The sequence below is a fragment of the Verrucomicrobiia bacterium genome, assembly GCA_035946615.1.
GTDB lineage: Bacteria > Verrucomicrobiota > Verrucomicrobiia > Limisphaerales > UBA8199 > DASYZB01.
On sequence record DASYZB010000006.1, the window covers coordinates 1 to 17,232 of the forward strand.

Genomic DNA, 17,232 nt, shown 5'->3' on the forward strand with positions numbered 1-17,232 from the left:
GCTATCGGCGGATTATTGACCATTTGCCATGTGGGATTTGCCATTTCGGTTATCGACCCCCGTCTGAAATCTCAATTCTCAAACTTGCAAGCTCTCCCGAACCGGCACCTCCGTCTGCCCACCGCCTACGCCAATTGCACCTGGTTGCATGTTACGCTTTCTTTTCCCCTCCGCTCGCGCTCAAACCTTTTCAGCGGAAGGCTGCACACCCCTTAACCACGCGTCGCCCCAGGCCAGCCCTCCGCTCCCCAGCAGCGTCAATTAGCGCCCATTAGCGGTAAACTCTTTCAGTACCAGCATGTTATGCACAACCCATCCTCAGCCATACACCAGCAATCCAACTACCCTCCAATTCCTCCCGATTTCGAGGTCTTCCGCCCCTCTTTATCCTGTTCGCGTATGCTAAACTCATCATCGATCAACATCGGCTCCCAGCCCGACAACAACCACTCCCTCACCCTTCTCGGCGCCGAGCCTGTCCCGGAGCGCTCGGTCCCCGCAGACCTGCAGAATCTCCTCGGCAACCGCTCCCTCCAGGTCAAAGAGGAACGTGCTCTCATCCGGCGCCGCACCGTCGGGCCGCCTCAACCCCAGGCCCCACCCTCACCCGCCTTCAATTTCGCCGGCGTCATCCCCGCCCCGCCCGCCCTCGGCGCACTCCTCCCTCAATGCCTGCGCAAGGGCAAAATCGCGCGCTTGCCCAAGCTCGAACGCGACATGGTCAATAAACTCCTCCACCACCACGTTCCCTCCCGCCTCGTGAAGAGATGCCCTATCGCCCTCCCGGCCCCACCGTTGCCGAGATGCGCAGGCGGACCTCAACCTCAACACAGCAGGCCGTGGCACCGCCCAACGTCGCTCAACCGCCATCCGCCGGTAACCCTCGGTAACCGTACGGTCGCTTACGGTAACCCACGGTAACCCACGGTAACCGAAACGACCCCGGACACAGCTTGGCCATTGGGACTGCGAAAATATAAAAAACCAGGGGTCGCCTCTTCACATTTCACGGACCGCGATTGACTCTGCCGCCGCTTGCGCGCCCGCAGGATTATGAATAGATTTTAATGTACCATTAATCGAGCATTAATCATCCGGTGCTAGTCTAAGACCGTTATTGATTTACGATCATGCGCATGCTCCTGGTAGAAGATGAAAAGAAAGTGGCCGATTTTATCGCCCGCGGGCTGCGCGCCGAACGCTACGCTGTCGATATCGCTTACGACGGGGACACCGGTTGGCAACAGGCCTCGGGCACTGAGTATGATCTGATCATCCTGGACCTGATGCTGCCCGGTATCAGTGGCACCGAACTCCTGCGGCGGCTGCGCCGCAAAGGCAGCACCGCAGCCGTCCTGGTCCTGACCGCGCGCGACGCCACAAAGGATAAAGTCGAGAATTTTGAAGCCGGAGCCGATGATTACCTGACCAAGCCTTTCGCATTTGCCGAGCTGCTGGTGCGCATCAAGGCCCTTCTGCGCCGCCCGCTGGCCACCCGCTCTCATGAGTTGCGCGTGGCCGACCTGGAAATCGACCGCCTCACCCAGCAGGTCCGGCGCGGGGGCAAGCGCATCGAGCTAACGGGGAAGGAATATGCCTTGCTCGAGTATCTCGCCGCCAATGTTGGCCGGGTCCTGTCCCGCACCATGATTGTCGAGCATGTATGGGACGAGAGTTTCGAGAGTCTCACCAACATCGTCGATGTCTATGTCCGCCACGTCCGCGCCAAGGTCGATGACCCTTTCCCTTCCAAACTCATCCATACGGTGCGCGGGGTGGGCTATTGCCTCAACGAGGGCGTCCAGGCATGAACACCCGCTCGCTTAAATTTCAGCTCGTTGGCTGGTATGCCCTCCTGCTGATAGGCGTTTTTGGCTTGCTCGGTGTCTCCACCTACCTCGCCCTGCGCAGCTCGCTGACCAGCTCGCTCGAAGAGAGCCAATTGCGTCGCGCGCGCCAAATAGCCCAACTGCTCGTGGAAGAATCTCAAGAGCACAAACTGTCCAATGTCGGCCAGGAAATCCAGGCCCGCTACGCCCCCGAACTCAATGATCGCTTTGTCCGCATCACACGCGCAGATGGCGCCTTGCTGTACCTCTCGCCCACGCCCAAAAGCCAGAGCTTCGATCCCGCCGCAGTTCCTCCCCCGCAATGGTCACCGGTGACGGAGTCGGGCCGGCAGGTCATGCTGTTAGGCGGGCGCAAGATGCTGCTCGCCGCCCATAAGCTAAAAACGCCAACCGGGAGCTTCCTGATTGAAACCGGCGCGCCTATGGACGAGGTCCAAGCCGATTCGCGGCATTGGCTGATCTTTTTGATTACCATGCTGCCAATCGTGGTCGCCATTGCCCTGGGCGGGGGATACGTCCTGGTCAAACGCGCCTTGGCGCCCGTGGACCGGATAGCGGCCAGCGCCGAGAGCATCAGCTCAACGAACCTGAGTGAACGGCTTCCCCTTGCCCAAACCGGAGACGAACTGGAACGCCTGTCGCTCGCCTTGAATCACATGATCGAGCGCCTGGACGCCGCCTTCGAACATTCGCGCCGGTTTGTAGCCGATGCCTCCCATGAGTTGCGCACACCGCTGACGGTTTTGCGCGGCGAGATCGAAACCATGGTCCGCGAACCCCAGTTGACCGACGAATCGCGTGAGCGCCTCGGCAGCGCCCTCGAAGAAGTCGAGCGCCTGACCAATATCGTTGAGGGCCTCTTCGCCATTTCGCGGCTCGACGCCGGAGAGGCTGCCGCCGAGTGGGTTAAGTTTGACCTGGCCTTGCTGGCCACCTCGACGGCCGACCAAATGTCACTGCTGGCTGAAGATAAAAGAATCGAGGTCACCTGCGCTGCGCCATCCGCTGTGTGGGTCCAGGGCGACCGCGCCCGGATGAAACAGGTCATCGTCAACTTGCTCGACAACGCCATTAAGTACACCCCCGAAGGCGGCGCCGTCCATCTGTCGGTCGGCATGCAAAACGCCAAGGCCATGCTTGAGGTGGTGGACAACGGCCCCGGGATACCGCCTGAAGTTCTACCTCGTATTTTCGAACGCTTCTTCCGTGTGGACCAGGCCCGCTCACGCGACCAGGGCGGCGCGGGCTTGGGTCTTTCCATCGTCAAATCCATCTGCACGGCCCATCATGGCCGAGTAGAAGCCAGCAGCTCACCGGGGCAAGGCAGCCGTTTCCGGGTTGAATTACCCCTCGTTCCAGCCAATTCCAACTCCAAGCATAACCATCATGAACACCGAGACTCCCAAGCAAAGTCCTGAGGTTAACACGGCAGAGCCAACCGCAGGCCCCGCCCCAAATCCGCAACCGCCGGCCACCCCGTCATTTCCGACCCGCCTAAAAGGGCTGCGCAACAGCTTGTCACGATTTCCCAAACCCTTGGGCTGGGGCCTTGCGGCCCTCGTCCTCGCTGCGGCCGTCGCTATTCCCTTCTGGCTCGCTGCCAAAAACAATGGCCAAACCTCTCCCCCTCCAGTTGCCTCCTCCGATATGCCCATTGTCCCCGTTGCCCGCGTCCAGCGCGAGGACCTCTTCGAGGAAGTCACCATCCCGGGAGAGTTTCGCGCTTACGTCGAAGACGAACTCCATGCGAAGGTATCCGGTTACGTCCATGACATGAACGTCGATTTTGGCGACCGCGTCAAAGCCGGCCAGATTTTGGCCACCCTGGAAGTGCCCGAGTTGCTCGACCAACTGCACAACGCCATCGCGAACGAGGCCAGGGCCATGGCCGACTACACCAACGCGCATGACATTTTTATCCGCATGCGCAATACGGCCAAAGATGCCCCAGGCACTATCTCCGACCAGGACCTCGAAACCGCCCAGGCTAAGGACCTCGCCACACAGGCCGCCATTGGTGCGACAAAAGCTGATGTGGAAAAGTTCGAGACGCTGGTCAGTTACACAAAGATCACAGCCCCATTCGACGGCGTCATCACCCACCGCTATGCAGACCCCGGCGCCCTCATCCAGGCCGGCACTTCCTCCGATACCCAATCCATGCCGCTCGTCCGCATCTCGGACAATTATCTCCTGAGACTCGATTTCCCGGTTTCGGTTGCCTACGTCAAAGACATCCATTGCGGTGACAAAATCGAGGTGCGCGTGCAGTCGCTCGATAACAAACCTTTTGTCGGCACCATTACCCGCACCACAGACCGGGTCAACGAAGATACCCGCACGATGACCACCGAAATCGAGGTGCCCAATCCCAACCTCGAGATCGTTCCCGGTATGTACGCCGAGGTGGTCCTCAAGGTTGCCAAACGCGCCCAAGCCCTCTCCATCCCGATCGAGGCGGTTCCCCCCGGCGAATCTTCCACAGTCTATGTAATCAACGACAAGAACCAGGTCGAAGAACGCCCAGTCAAGCTGGGCATCGACACCCCCACCCGCTTCGAGGTCATTTCGGGCCTCAAACAAGGTGAGTTGGTCCTTACCGGCAGCCGCTCGAGGGTCAATCCCGGCCAAACTGTTGAACCCAAACTCACCGAAACGCTGCTCAGCGATAAACCGGTTGCCACCTTGCATGATTGAACCGCTTACATTTCAGCAATTGGAAGCCCTGCGCCGCCTCGATGCGTGCATTCTGGCCAATGCCATCGAGACCTTCCAGGAACGCCTCCGCAACGAAGGCTTCATGGATGACACCGTTCGCTGCCTCTTTCCCCGCTTGCAGCCGATGCTCGGTTTTGCCGCAACGATCAAAATCCGCGGCGCCGCGCCGCCCACTGCCGATGGCAACTATCCCGAACGCACCGATTGGTGGGATTATATCCTCTCGTTGCCGGCGCCCCGCGTGGTCGCCATCCAGGACCTCTCCAGCCGGCCGGGCCTGGGCTCTTTGGTGGGCGGCGTCCACATGAGTATTCTCCGCACTCTTCACGGTGTCGGCGTCGTGACCAACGGCGCCGTCCGCGACATTCCCTTGGCTGAGAGCGCTGGGTTCCATTTCTTTGCGGGCAGTGTCACCGTCTCTCACGCCTACATCCATGTGGTGGATATTGGCGGCCCGGTCGAAATCGGCGGCCTGAAAATCAATTCCGGTGATTTGCTTCACGGCGATGTCCATGGCGTTCAATCCATCCCGTTGGACATTGCAGCCCGTGTGCCCGCTAAGGCCGCAGAAATCGCCGCGCGCGAGCAGTTCATCATCGCGCTCTGCCATTCTCCAGAATTCTCGATCGATAAACTGCGCGCCGCCATTCAGAACCAACGCTTTTAATCACGCCGGCTAACCTCATGAAACCGAATTCTGCTAAACCCGTTCTCACGTAACGAAAATCATGTCTCGTTTTTCCATCCGCTATCCGTATCTGATCATCGTCGTTTGCCTGATTGTTTGCGTCGTCGGCATTACCAGCCTGCTGCGCATGCCCGTCGATCTCTTCCCACCCATTAATATCCCCGTCGTGGTAGTCGCCACCTTTTATTCCGGCATGCCACCCGAGCAGATCGAGAACGACATCACCGGCCAATTCGAACGCATGTTTACCCTGGCATCCGGCGTGGACCACATGGAATCCCGCTCGCTGACCGGCGTGAGCCTCATCAAAGTCTATTTCCAGCCCGGCTCCAATCCGGACTCCGACGTGACCGGCATTGCCAACCTGGCAATGGCCAGCTTGCGGTATCTGCCCCAAGGCACCCTGCCGCCCATCGTCATGAAATTCGATGCCTCCAGCCTGCCGGTCTGCCTGGTGACTTTGAAGGGCAAGGGACTCACCGAGGCCCGGTTGCGCGACCTGGGCCAGTTCACCATCCGCAACCAGATGGCCGGCATTCCCGGCGCTTCCATCCCGCCGGCATTTGGGGGGCGTTACCGCCAGATCATGGTCTATGTCGATCCACTCAAGCTGGAGGCCCATCAACTCAGCGTCATGGATGTCGTGCGCACCGTCAACCAGGCCAACCTCATTCTCCCTGCAGGCGATGTGAAGCTTGGTCCTTTTGACTACAACATTTACGCCAATAACCAGATCAATGAAATGAAGGATATTGATATGGTCCCGCTCAAAACGGTCGGCGAATCCTCCGTCCTGGTCGCCGATGTTGGCAAGGCCCAGGACGCCGCCCAGATTCAATATAACAAAGTCCGCATTGATGGGCAGCCCTCCGTCTATATCCCGGTCCTCAAGGCCGGTGGCGATGCCAATACCATCAAGATCGTGGACGGAGTCAGAAACCTCATGCCCAAACTCCTGGAGCTTCCCAGCAATCTGATTAGGCGGGTTGCCTTTGATCAATCCGTTTTTGTGCGCACCGCTATTGACACCCTCCTTCACGAAGGGGCCATCGGCCTGGTCCTCACGGGGCTGATGATCCTGCTCTTCCTGGGCAGCATGCGCGCCACCCTCGCCGTCTTTCTCTCCATACCCCTCTCAGCCCTGGCGGCCTTCATCGCCCTGGGCCTGGGCGGCAGCACCGTCAACGCCATGATCCTTGGCGGTCTGGCCCTGGCCTTTTCACGCCTCATTGATAACTCGGTGGTCGTGCTCGAAAACATCTTCCGCCATCTCGAAATGGGCGAACCGCCCGCCATCGCCGCTGAGCGCGGCGGCCAGGAAGTTGCCTTGCCCGTTTTGGCCGCCACCCTCACTACCGTCGTTGTCTTCTTCCCGGTCACTTTCCTCTATGGCGTTAGCAAGTTCCTGTTCTCGGCCTTGGCCCTGGCAGTTGTTCTCTCCCTATTCGCGTCCTACTTCGTCGCCATGTCTGTTGTGCCCCTGTTCTGCGCCAATCTGATCAAAGGCCACCAGGGCCACGAGGCCCCCGCCAAAGGAGAAGCATCCCATCAGCCGCCCAAAGGCTGGGGCGCGCGCTTCAATGCCTGGTTCAATGCCAAGTTCCATCACATGCTCGACCGCTATGAAGGGGTCCTCAATGTCGCCCTGATGCGGCCACTGGCAACTGTCCTTGGCATTAGCGGCCTGTTTATCCTGAGCCTGGCGCTCTACCCGATGATCGGCAAGTCCTACTTCCCACGAACCGACCCCGGCCAGTTCGTCATGAGCGTCAAAGCCCCCTCGGGCACTCGCCTCGGCCTAACCGAAAATTACATCAGCCAGGTCGAGGATATCGTTCACGAGGTTGTGCCTAAGAGCGATCTCAAAATCATTGTCTCCAATATCGGCACCACCCCGGGATTTAACTCTATTCTCAATCCAAACTCCTGTCCCAGCACCGCTGTCGTTCAGGTCGGCCTCAACGAGGACCATCACCTCAGCAGCTTCGAGTACATGAACCGCGTCCGTGAGCGGCTCCGTAAGCAATTGCCTCAACTCAGCGCTTATTTCCAGACCGGCGGCCTTGTCGATGCCATTATCAACCAGGGTGTCCCTGCCCCAATTGATGTCCAGGTCAGCGGACCCAACCTTCGCGCCGCTCACGCCATCGCAGCCAAAATTGCCCGCCAAACCCGTGCCTTGCCCGGCGTCAGCGATGTCCTGGTGCCTCAGGACGTCGATTACCCGGCTCTCAAGATCGACATCGACCGCGAGCGCGCCAGCGAGTTGGGCCTCAGCACCAAGGAAGTCATTGACAGCTTGATTACCGCGTTGACCTCCAACGGCATGATCGCCCCGAGTTATTGGATCGATCCCACAACGGGCAACAATTACCTCCTCACCGTGCAGTATCCTGAAAAATACGTCAAAAGCATCGCCGACCTCGGCTCGATGCCGCTCCGTGCCGTCAACCTCAAAGAGCCCACTCGCCTCGATTCAGTCGTCCATATTACCCGCGTCCCGTCCCCAACCGAGGTGGACCATTACCAAATCCGCCGGACCGTCGATGTCTATGTCGCGCCCAAAGGCGAAGACCTCAGCGGGATTTATGCCCAGGTAAAAAAGATCGTTGATGGCCTTCAAGACCAGTTGCCCCCGAACACCAAAACCTTCATACGCGGTTCCGTCCAGGCCATGCGGACCTCGTTCTCAAGTTTCGGCTACGGCCTGCTTCTCTCGACGTTGCTGGTCTATCTCATCCTGGTGGCCCAGTTCAAATCATTTGTGGACCCGTTCTTGATCCTGTTGGCTGTCCCCACCGGGCTGACCGGTGTGCTGCTGATCCTCTTCGCCACGTCCACCACGCTCAATGTGATGTCCCTCATGGGCATTGTCATGATGGTCGGTATTGTGGTCTCCAACAGCATCCTCATCGTCGAGTTCACCAACCGTCTCCGCGCCGAAGGACAGCCCTTGCGCAAAGCCGTCTCGCTCGCCTGCCGTGTCCGCTTGCGTCCAGTCCTGATGACCTCATTGGCCACGTTAATCGGGCTGCTGCCCATGGCCGCCAAACTCGGCACTGGTAGCGAGGCCTATGCCCCCCTTGCCAAGTCCATTATCGGCGGTTTGGCCGTCTCGGTCGTGCTGACGGTCTTCGTTGTTCCTTGCGCCTATTATATCATCTATCGCCGCAAGGAAGGCGGCGATTCCCGAAACAATAATCGCCCGGAAATCGGCGGCGCTCAAATTGCCTATGATCATCCCGCTTGAGAAGACCCTCGGCCCACTCTTTATTTTAGGAATTGCGCTGGGCGCGGCGGGTGCAGCCGAACTGCCCCCGCTGACCTTGAAGCAAGCCCATGAGATGGCGATTCAAAACCATCCCCTGATTAGCGTCGCCGACCTCAAAGCCCTGGCCGCCCGCCAGGTCACCATCGAGACGCGAGCCGGCTATTTTCCCGTGATCTCTGCCAATGCCGTCGCGGTGGGCGCCGCAGTCAGCAACACCCGCATCGAAGCCCTTGACGCCTTGAATAGCCCCAGGGTTTTCGACCGCAATTCCGAGGGCCTGATGATCAGCCAGCTTATCACGGATTTTGGCCGCACCCCCAACCTGGTCGGCAGCGCCAGGCTCCAGGCCGAAGCAGCCGCCAACAATGCCCAGGCCACTCGCCAGCAGATTCTCCTGGCCGTCGATGGCGCCTTCTATTCCGCCCAGCAGGCTCAAGCGGTCCTGAAAGTCGCCCTGCAAACCGTCACAGCCCGCCAGGTTTTTCTCAACCTGGTCAGCGCTGAGGTCACCAATCAACTTAAGTCCGAATTGGACGCCAGCTTTGCCCGAGTGAACCTCGAAGACGCCCAACTGCTCCTGGTCAAAGCTCGCAATGACCTCGATGCATCATTCGCCCAACTCTCCAACCTCCTCGGTTTGCGCGACAGCAAGACCTATAACTTAATCGAAGAACCGCTGCCTGTACAGGTCTCAACGAATGTGTATGATTTTATTCAGCAGGGCCTGAGTTTCCGCCCCGACCTGCTCAGCCTGAAAAACCAGGAGCAAGCCTCCTTGAAAATGGCCCGTGCCCAGCGCGATGCCAGGCTGCCAACCGTTGCGGCCGTTGGCGCCGCGGGTGTGTCGCCCGTGCATGACCCGCTGATCCCCGACAGCTACGCCGCTGCCGGCGTAGTGATTAATTTCCCCATTTTCGCCGGCGGCCTCTACGTCGCCCGCCAACGGGAAGCCGAGTTACAGGCCCAGGCCACCGACCAGAGCCGGCGCGACCTCGAAGACAATGTCATTCGTGACGTGCGCATCGCCTGGCTTAACGCCCAGAATGCCTTTGATCGTTACCAGATTTCAGGCCGGCTCCTCGAGAACGCCCGACAATCCTATGACCTCTCCCTGGCGCGATATAAAAACGGGATAGCTTCGATCGTCGAATTCAACCAGGCCGAGCTGAATCTGATCTCAGCCCAGATTACCTACGCCAGCACTCAGTATGAGTACTTGATCCAGCGCTCCGCCTTAAGCTTCCAGACCGGGACATTGCATTGACTTTTGCCGGGGGCCTTATCCGGCCATATAGGCAGTAGGGATTTGTCCCATAACGCCCTTTCATGGGTTGATACAAACTGAATCCAATCCGAGAGTGTTTCAGCCATCGCCCAAATGGAGGAATTCTCCTGCAGCGTTTCTCATGACCTCCGCGCGCCGAGAGGGTGCGCCAAGACCCGCGTTTCGACGGCACCGGTATCGGCCTGGCGATCGTCCGCAAAGCCGCCGAGAGAATGGGGGGCCGCGTCGGGGTCGAGTCCGATGGCCTCACCGGCAGCAGTTTCTGGATCGAATTGGACCCTCCACCCCAGCCATGACATCACAGCATAAAGGCATCCTCCTGGTCGAAGACGACCAAAACGACGTCTTCTTCATGAAATACGCGCTCTCCAAAGCCAATCTCGAGGACCCTGTCCATGTCTCAAGCGATGGTCAGGACGCCATTGATTACCTCGCCGGCTCTGCCCCTTACGCTGACCGCGCCTTTCATCCCCTGCCTCGGTGCGTCTTTCTCGACCTCAAACTCCCGTCTGTCCATGGCTTCGAAGTTCTCAAATGGATTCGCAACGAGCCGGCCCTTTCCCATATTCCGGTGTTCATCCTGACCTCCTCTTCGGAATCGCGCGACCGGCAAAAGGCCCAGGAACTGGGCGCCAACGCTTACCTGCTCAAACCGCCTTCTTCAAAAATGCTGCAGGACGTCATGGTCCAACACGGCTGCGCCCCTTCGCCCAGATGAACCCCAGCACCCCGTGAGTTATCTCGTCTGCTGCCGGATTGACAAAAAGGACTTCGGGCTTCGCATGTAGGAGACGACGTAAGGAGTCTCTGATCAGAATCGCCTGCCGCGCGCTTTTGATTTACCATGAAGCTGATCAGAGACGCCTTACGCTCGTCTCCCACATGTTATTTTCTCACGCGCCGTGGCCGCGGCACAGTTTCCGGTACCACTCCATCGCCAGCTCCAAGCCCTCCTCGATACGGCAGGTAGGCTGGAACCCTAGCAACCGCTGCGCCTTGCTGATGTCGGCTTGAGAATGGCGCACGTCTCCGGGCCGGAACTCGCGATAAACGGGTTTCTGCTCAGGCAATTTCGAATCCCGTCGCCGCACCGCGCGGTCCAGAATGCCAAACAGCTCATTGAGGGTGGTGCGTTCCCCCAGAGCGACATTGAACACCTCGTGGGCGGAGCCGTTTAACGGGACCGTGGCCGCCAACAGATTCGCCTGCACCACGTTGTCGATGTAGCAGAAATCGCGCGTGGTCTCTCCATCCCCATTGATATAGACGGCCTCGCGTTTGAGCAGAGCCGCTATCCATTTTGGAATGACGGCGGCATAAGCGCCATTCGGGTCCTGCCGGGGACCAAACACGTTGAAATAACGCAAGCCCACTGAAGCGAAGCCGTAGGCGCGGGCAAACACGTCGGCATAGACCTCGTCCATCTGCTTGGTGGCGGCGTAGGGCGAGAGCGCTCGGCCGATCTTCTCTTCCACCTTCGGAAGCTGTGAGTCATCACCATAAACGGCGCTGCTGGAGGCATAAACCAACCGCCGGGCTTTGGCATCGCGGGCGGCAGAGAGCACGTTCAGGAAACCGGTCACGTTCGAGCGATGCGCGCCGAGCGGCTCTGCCAGGGAGCCGGGAACTGAACCGAGCGCGGCCTGGTGCACCACGAAATCCACCCCTGCAGCCGCGCCCTGGCAAACCGAGACATCGCTGACATCTCCCTCCACCAGACGGAAGCGCGCCCACTGTGCCAGAGAGACTCTTTCCTGAACTTCTTGAAGATTCTTGCGATAGCCGCTCGAGAAATTATCCAGCCCAACCACTCGCTGCTCGATTTTAAGAAGAGTTTCCAGCAGGTTCGAGCCGATAAATCCTGCCACGCCCGTGACGAGCCAGCTCTTTGGCGCGGCTTTCAGCGCGGCTTGCGCTTGTTCATAAGCAGACATTGCGTTTTTTGAGTCTCTTAGGCACGGGTCCGTTCGAATGGCACATATACTTCGCGTCAGGCCCTAAGCGTCAAGGAGATAAGGAAGGGAAAGCGGGAGTGATTAGAGTGATCGAGTGGCCAATCTCCTTATTGACACAGGTGGGAACGTTTGTTTGCCTCCACTCATGTCTGCGAAGCCCCGCCCATTCTCCGTTCGCCACTCCGTAATCGAAACTCAAAAGTTAATGCCGTGCACTCGACCGAGGGCGCCGTATCCCGTCGCTTGCGCACTCCTCACCAAGGGCGCCTTCAAAAAGAGCACGGATGCGGCGCACTCCAAACGCTTCGGGACGTTCGGTTGTGGATTTGCGGTCTTGCTTTGTTTGCTATCGCTTTTGCCCATCGCCCAAGGCCGCCCATCGCTCGAATCAGGCTTCATGCATCCGCCCGCTTCGGCTCGGCCATGGGTTTATTGGTTTTGGCTCAATGGGAATATCACGAGCAATGGGGTCACGGCGGACCTTGAAGCCATGCAGCGAGTAGGCATTGGCGGCGTGCTGATCATGGAGGTCGATCAGGGCGCGCCCAAGGGGCCTACTGATTTTGGCGGGCCTAAATGGCGAGGGTTGTTCCAACACGTCTGCGGCGAGGCGCATCGGCTAGGCCTCGAAGTGAACATGAACAATGACGCCGGATGGTGCGGCAGCGGCGGGCCGTGGATAACGCCCGAGCTGGCGATGCAGAAGGTGGTTTGGTCCGAAACGAATGTTACGGGCCCCTGCCGGTTCGAAGGCGAGTTGCCGCAACCCAAGGCGGTGGCTCATTATTACCGCGATATCGCGATGCTCGCATTCCCCACTCCTGCCGGCCACGCGCGCATCTCAGACATCGACGGCAAGGCGGCTTTTGTTCCCAAACACATTCCGGTTACCGGGGATTTCAAGGCGGTGCCAGCCGACCAAAGCGTTGCCGAGGATGCAGTCACCAACCTCAGTTCCTGTCTGGGAACAAACGGCCAGGTGGTGTGGGACGTGCCGGCTGGAGAATGGACCATCCTCCGCTTTGGCCACACGACCACCGGCGCCGATAATCACCCGGCGCCGGAACCCGGGCGCGGTCTCGAATCCGACAAGCTGAGCAGGGCCGCCACCGACGCCATGTTTGCAGGCCTGATGGGCAAGCTGATCGCTGATTCCAAGCCGCTGGCCGGCAAGACCATCGTCTCGACCCATATCGATAGCTGGGAAACCGGGTCGCAGAACTGGACTCCCCTGTTCCGCAAGAAATTTCAAAAGCGCCGCGGTTATGATCCGCTGAGATTCCTGCCGGTGCTGACCGGGCGCGTGATGGGAAGCGTCGAAATGTCCGAGCGCTTTCTCTGGGACCTGCGCCAAACGGTCTCGGATTTGCTGGTAGAGAACTACGCGGGCCGCTTCCGCCAGTTGGCTCACCAGCACGGCCTGCGGCTCTCGATTGAGGCCTACGACGGCGACCCTGCCGATGATATGACCTACGCCGGCCAGGCCGATGAGCCGATGGCGGAGTTTTGGTCGTGGGGCAACGACACCTCCTACAGTTGCCTCGAAATGTCATCGGCGGCTCATGTCTATGGCCGGCGCATCCTGGGCGCCGAGGCCTTTACAGCCAATGACCAGGAGAAATGGCTGCACCATCCGGCGACGATCAAAACCCTCGGCGACTGGGCGTTCTGCGAAGGAATCAACCGGTTTGTCTTTCATCGATATGCGTTGCAGCCGTGGCGCGACCGTCGGCCCGGGATGTCGATGGGCCCGTGGGGCCTGCATTATGAACGGACGCAGACCTGGTGGGATGAGTCGGCCTCATGGCACGAGTATCTGGCCCGCTGCCAATACTTGCTGCGCCAGGGATTGTTTGTTGCCGATGCTTGCTTCCTCGAGCCGGAGGGTTCCCCCCGGCGATTCATCCCAACGATGCCCTGGCGCTCGGGCAACATGCCGGACCGGCCTCGGTATAATTTCGACGGCTGCTCGCCTGAGGTGGTGTTGACCCGGATGAAAGTCAAGGACGGCAGGCTGGTTTTGCCCGATGGCATGAGCTACCGCGTGCTCGTGCTGCCCCAGGTGGACACCATGACACCGAAACTGTTGCGTAAAATCAAAGCGCTGGTCCAGGCGGGGGCGACTGTCATCGGCCCGCCTCCGACCAAATCACCAAGCCTGGCCGATTACCCGAAGTGTGACGCGGAGATAAAAGCCATCGCCGGCGAACTGTGGAGCACCGAAACTCAATCGGCTTTCGAGACTGTTTCATCCCATACCCAACACGCATCACGGGGACATCGCCAAGTCCTTTGGGCCGACGACTTCAGGACTCAGCCTCCTTTTGAAACCCTCAGCCCCTTGCACAGCGCCAAATGGATTTGGCACAACGAAGGCAACCCTGCGACCGCCGCGCCGGTAGGCCCGCGTTATTTTCGTCGCGTGCTGGATTTATCGGAAAGGCCACAGATTCGCTCGGCCAACCTGGCCATCACCTGCGATAATTCCTTTGAGGTGTGGGTGAACGGGAATTACGCCGGCACCGGGGCTGATTTTACCCGGGGCTTCACGTTCGAAATCGCGAACTGGTTAAAGGAGGGGACGAACCTCATCGCGGTCGCGGGCATCAACGGCGGTGAGAACCCGAATCCAGCCGGTTTGATCGCGGTGTTGCGGATTGGGTTTGCGGATGGATCGAACCTCGAAGTGGACACAGACAAGATGTGGGAATCCAGCCCGCATCAGCCCGAGAATTGGTTGGCCGACACCTCTCCGCACGAGACGTGGAGCCCCGCGCTCGAACTGGGCCCGTTCGGGATGTCGCCTTGGAAGGACTCTGAAAAATCCGCGGTTCCGCCTTACGTCTTTCCTGATTTCCAGGCGATTGCGGGTCTCCTGCGCAGCATGGGGGTCGCCCCTGATTTCGAAGGGGATTCCCGGCTGCGTTACATTCACCGGCGCGATGGCAACACCGATTTTTATTTTGTAGCCAACAGCCAAACCAACTGGCTGCAGGCAAACTGTGGATTTCGGGTCACGGGCAAGGTGCCCGAGATTTGGGACCCAATGACCGGCGAGATAACGCGCGCGGCCATCTTCGAGGAACGAGGCGCCCAGACATTTGTCCAATTGCCCTTCGAGCCGGCGGGCTCGATGTTCATGGTCTTCCGGGAGCGCCGCCGCGGCGTGGCTCAGAGCCAAAGACAAGAGGTCCTCGCCGAAGACCACTCCCCTGCCCCGCTCCGAGCGCCGCTCATCGGCATTAGCCGGGGTGGCCAGGACCTGCTGCCTGGCCCTGGACAGGCCATTGCGAGCGCGCCTTCTCTTGAACTGAGCGCTGATAAAAAGTCGCAGGCTCAGGCTGTGATTTGGCAGCCCGGAGCTTATGAATTCACGGCCGCGTCGGGTCAACGCCGTTCGATCGAGGTTTCCGCGTTGCCACCGGCTGTGGAAGCAAGCGGGCCTTGGGAAGTCCACTTTGAACCTGGCTGGGGCGCGCCGGATCACCTGACGTTCGATCATCTCTTGGATTGGTCTCAATCTGCGCACCCCGGTGTGAAGTACTTTAGCGGAAGCGCCCTATACGAAACCACATTCGATGCCCCCGCGGACCTGTGCGGTCCGGCGGCTCGTGCGTACCTGGATTTGGGCAACGTTGCGGTGATGGCGCGCGTCAGGCTGAACGGCAAGGACCTGGGCACGCTCTGGAAAGCCCCCTTTCGGGTCGATGTCACCGATGCACTCAAACCGGGGAAGAATGTCCTCGAAGTAAAAGTCGTGAATCTGTGGGTGAACCGGATGATCGGCGACGAGCAATTGCCGGAGGACAGCGATCGCAATTCGAACGGCACATTGAAAGAATGGCCGGCGTGGCTTTCAGCGGACCAGCCCAGCCCCACAGGCCGGTACACCTTCACGAGCTGGCCTCTTTGGAAGAAGGACTCGCCTCTGCAACCCTCGGGCCTGCTGGGCCCGGTGAGAATCCTGTCCGCCAAGGCAGTGAGCCTCGTGGGTGATTGAGAGGCCTCGCGTGACGCTTACGGTCTCCTTACAGTCCCTGGCCGGAGGATATCCACCAGAAACTGGGTGCAGACGACCACGAAATCAAGCTGACCATCTACTTTAGGTTTAGGTGAACCTGCCGGCATGCGAAGGAGGTATGTAATTGGAAGGAGCGAGCCTCTGCTTTTGACCGAGCCGGCCTCCCTAGGATAATGGCGGGCACCAAACCCGGCGCTCACCAGCGCAGCGTACAAGCCAATTCGCGTGCCCAAAAGCAATTTCCTGCAGGGGGGTGAATGGGTGAATGTGGATGGCTGATGCGAGCGAAGCCAATAGGTTTGAGAACTTGAGAATGCATCGATGTCAATCACCTACCAGTTGAAATGGACCAAGGTTCCTCAAAATCAGCCACAGCTTTTTCGGACAGGCTCGCTCCCAGCCCTGCCGAGGTGAATGATTGCAGGATCCATCATGCAAGATTCGCAAGCTAAAGGATGGCTGCAGCCGAAAGGCTTTCCAACCGCACTGGCTTCCAACTTTGTCCCGTAAACGGGTGCCCACAGGTCTGGACGGCGGCTGATCAAACGGCTCTCGGGATCCACACCAAGGATCTGCATCGTGAACCCCAGCGATGTGGAGACGTCCGCGACTGAGCCACGCTCAGAGGCGGCATTCCGAAATCCCATCGCAACTTCATAGACTGTCTCAATTGCATCGTGATGCACGATCCAAAAGGCGCTCGAACACAAGTAAGCATCTTCCGTCGCACCAAACTCTCGCTGCAAATCAGATAAATGCTTTACCGGCTGCCCTTTCCAAACCGCATCCTCAGGCACGCCGGAGGCTAGAAGCTCAAACGGCACATGTATCGGGGCTTTCCCCAGGACACTCAAAAGATTTGAAGGGTTTTCGGATGAAGACCGTGTCAGCATCAATCCAAACGAAATAGTCAAAAAGCAGCCTGCTCATCCCAACTTTAAGGTAGTGCAGCTTGAAAAAGCCGTTTGCTTTGTCGCAATTCATTGCATCATAGCATTCACAACCCCGAATCTCCTTATGCGCTAAAACATGAAACTCTCTGAATACCCCTGCCGCACGAGCGCTCCTGACACAATCCTCCATTGAGGAAGCGTACGCGCCAGTCGCAACAGACCAGTAACAGTATCTCTGTCTCATAAGCCACCACGTCAGGCTTGGCAGGCTAGCGGGCTAAAACGTAAGTGACTCGACCCATTTTTTACGATGCTCCTCGGCATTGCACAGCTTATCGCGTGCATGCGCGGCCGCTTTACGAGCAATCCTAGCTCGAAGTTGATAATCCGAGTACAGCTCCCGGACCACGCTCCTGAATTCGGAGTAGCGCCGACAAATAAACCCGGTCTCCCCACACTGCCATCCCACAGGAAGTTGAAAAAAATGGTTGGAAATTTTGGTAAAACCTGCCACACGGCAGGCAAATGAAAAAACAAAAAATTCCAACCGC

General features: G+C 58.8%; 14 protein-coding genes. 11 read left to right on the plus strand and 3 right to left on the minus strand.

Translation table 11 applies throughout. The features are described from left to right. The 10 genes from VG146_00655 to VG146_00700 form a co-directional block, all read left to right on the plus strand. Positions 1 to 216, plus strand: a 216-nt coding sequence (locus VG146_00655) for a hypothetical protein (protein ID HEV2390848.1), incomplete at its 5' end; no start/stop codon positions are given. A gap of 183 nt (positions 217 to 399) precedes the next feature. Continuing rightward, positions 400 to 921: a hypothetical protein gene (locus VG146_00660; GenBank protein HEV2390849.1), complete on the plus strand. Its 522-nt coding sequence runs from the start codon at positions 400 to 402 to the stop codon at positions 919 to 921. Between the two features lie 209 nt (positions 922 to 1,130). Continuing rightward, entirely contained in the window at positions 1,131 to 1,811 is a 681-nt protein-coding gene (locus VG146_00665; GenBank protein ID HEV2390850.1) for a response regulator transcription factor, read from the plus strand. Beyond that, positions 1,808 to 3,268: an ATP-binding protein gene (locus VG146_00670; GenBank protein ID HEV2390851.1), complete on the plus strand. Its 1,461-nt coding sequence runs from the start codon at positions 1,808 to 1,810 to the stop codon at positions 3,266 to 3,268. Before VG146_00665 ends, VG146_00670 begins: the two co-directional genes overlap by 4 nt. Further along, entirely contained in the window at positions 3,237 to 4,547 is a 1,311-nt protein-coding gene (locus VG146_00675) for an efflux RND transporter periplasmic adaptor subunit (protein HEV2390852.1), read from the plus strand. The genes VG146_00670 and VG146_00675 overlap by 32 nt, the downstream gene beginning before the upstream one ends. Then, a complete protein-coding gene (locus VG146_00680) occupies positions 4,540 to 5,235 on the plus strand; it encodes an RraA family protein (protein HEV2390853.1) in 696 nt (231 codons plus the stop codon). Before VG146_00675 ends, VG146_00680 begins: the two co-directional genes overlap by 8 nt. Positions 5,236 to 5,296: 61 nt before the next feature. Further along, complete coding sequence (locus VG146_00685) at positions 5,297 to 8,506, plus strand: efflux RND transporter permease subunit (GenBank protein HEV2390854.1); 3,210 nt, start codon at positions 5,297 to 5,299, stop codon at positions 8,504 to 8,506. After that, the gene (locus VG146_00690; protein ID HEV2390855.1) at positions 8,490 to 9,791 is read left to right on the plus strand and encodes a TolC family protein; all 1,302 of its coding nucleotides are present in this window, start codon (positions 8,490 to 8,492) and stop codon (positions 9,789 to 9,791) included. The genes VG146_00685 and VG146_00690 overlap by 17 nt, the downstream gene beginning before the upstream one ends. 164 nt (positions 9,792 to 9,955) lie before the next feature. Continuing rightward, positions 9,956 to 10,108 (plus strand): ATP-binding protein, encoded by a 153-nt coding sequence (locus VG146_00695; protein ID HEV2390856.1) that lies wholly within the window; start codon positions 9,956 to 9,958, stop codon positions 10,106 to 10,108. Beyond that, the gene (locus tag VG146_00700) at positions 10,105 to 10,530 is read left to right on the plus strand and encodes a response regulator (protein HEV2390857.1); all 426 of its coding nucleotides are present in this window, start codon (positions 10,105 to 10,107) and stop codon (positions 10,528 to 10,530) included. Before VG146_00695 ends, VG146_00700 begins: the two co-directional genes overlap by 4 nt. A gap of 175 nt (positions 10,531 to 10,705) precedes the next feature. On the opposite strand, the gene VG146_00705 is transcribed toward VG146_00700, so the two are convergent. After that, positions 10,706 to 11,746: an SDR family oxidoreductase gene (locus VG146_00705; GenBank protein ID HEV2390858.1), complete on the minus strand. Its 1,041-nt coding sequence runs from the start codon at positions 11,744 to 11,746 to the stop codon at positions 10,706 to 10,708. A gap of 226 nt (positions 11,747 to 11,972) precedes the next feature. Here VG146_00705 and VG146_00710 point away from each other — a divergent pair, with 226 nt between their 5' ends. Next, complete coding sequence (locus VG146_00710) at positions 11,973 to 15,767, plus strand: glycosyl hydrolase (GenBank protein HEV2390859.1); 3,795 nt, start codon at positions 11,973 to 11,975, stop codon at positions 15,765 to 15,767. A 386-nt stretch (positions 15,768 to 16,153) separates the two neighbouring features. Here VG146_00710 and VG146_00715 read toward each other — a convergent pair whose 3' ends face one another. Both VG146_00715 and VG146_00720 read right to left on the minus strand, forming a co-directional pair. Next, positions 16,154 to 16,702: a hypothetical protein gene (locus VG146_00715; protein ID HEV2390860.1), complete on the minus strand. Its 549-nt coding sequence runs from the start codon at positions 16,700 to 16,702 to the stop codon at positions 16,154 to 16,156. A gap of 256 nt (positions 16,703 to 16,958) precedes the next feature. Beyond that, positions 16,959 to 17,232, minus strand: a 274-nt coding sequence (locus VG146_00720; GenBank protein ID HEV2390861.1) for a hypothetical protein, incomplete at its 5' end; no start/stop codon positions are given.

Coding starts and splice junctions, on each gene's coding strand:
- VG146_00700 (HEV2390857.1), top strand. CDS start 10,105: ATGACATCACAGCATAAAGGCATCCTCCTGGTCGAAGACGACCAAAAC.
- VG146_00660 (HEV2390849.1), top strand. CDS start 400: ATGCTAAACTCATCATCGATCAACATCGGCTCCCAGCCCGACAACAAC.
- VG146_00705 (HEV2390858.1), bottom strand. CDS start 11,746: ATGTCTGCTTATGAACAAGCGCAAGCCGCGCTGAAAGCCGCGCCAAAG.
- VG146_00690 (HEV2390855.1), top strand. CDS start 8,490: ATGATCATCCCGCTTGAGAAGACCCTCGGCCCACTCTTTATTTTAGGA.
- VG146_00680 (HEV2390853.1), top strand. CDS start 4,540: ATGATTGAACCGCTTACATTTCAGCAATTGGAAGCCCTGCGCCGCCTC.
- VG146_00710 (HEV2390859.1), top strand. CDS start 11,973: ATGCCGTGCACTCGACCGAGGGCGCCGTATCCCGTCGCTTGCGCACTC.
- VG146_00670 (HEV2390851.1), top strand. CDS start 1,808: ATGAACACCCGCTCGCTTAAATTTCAGCTCGTTGGCTGGTATGCCCTC.
- VG146_00665 (HEV2390850.1), top strand. CDS start 1,131: ATGCGCATGCTCCTGGTAGAAGATGAAAAGAAAGTGGCCGATTTTATC.
- VG146_00675 (HEV2390852.1), top strand. CDS start 3,237: ATGAACACCGAGACTCCCAAGCAAAGTCCTGAGGTTAACACGGCAGAG.
- VG146_00685 (HEV2390854.1), top strand. CDS start 5,297: ATGTCTCGTTTTTCCATCCGCTATCCGTATCTGATCATCGTCGTTTGC.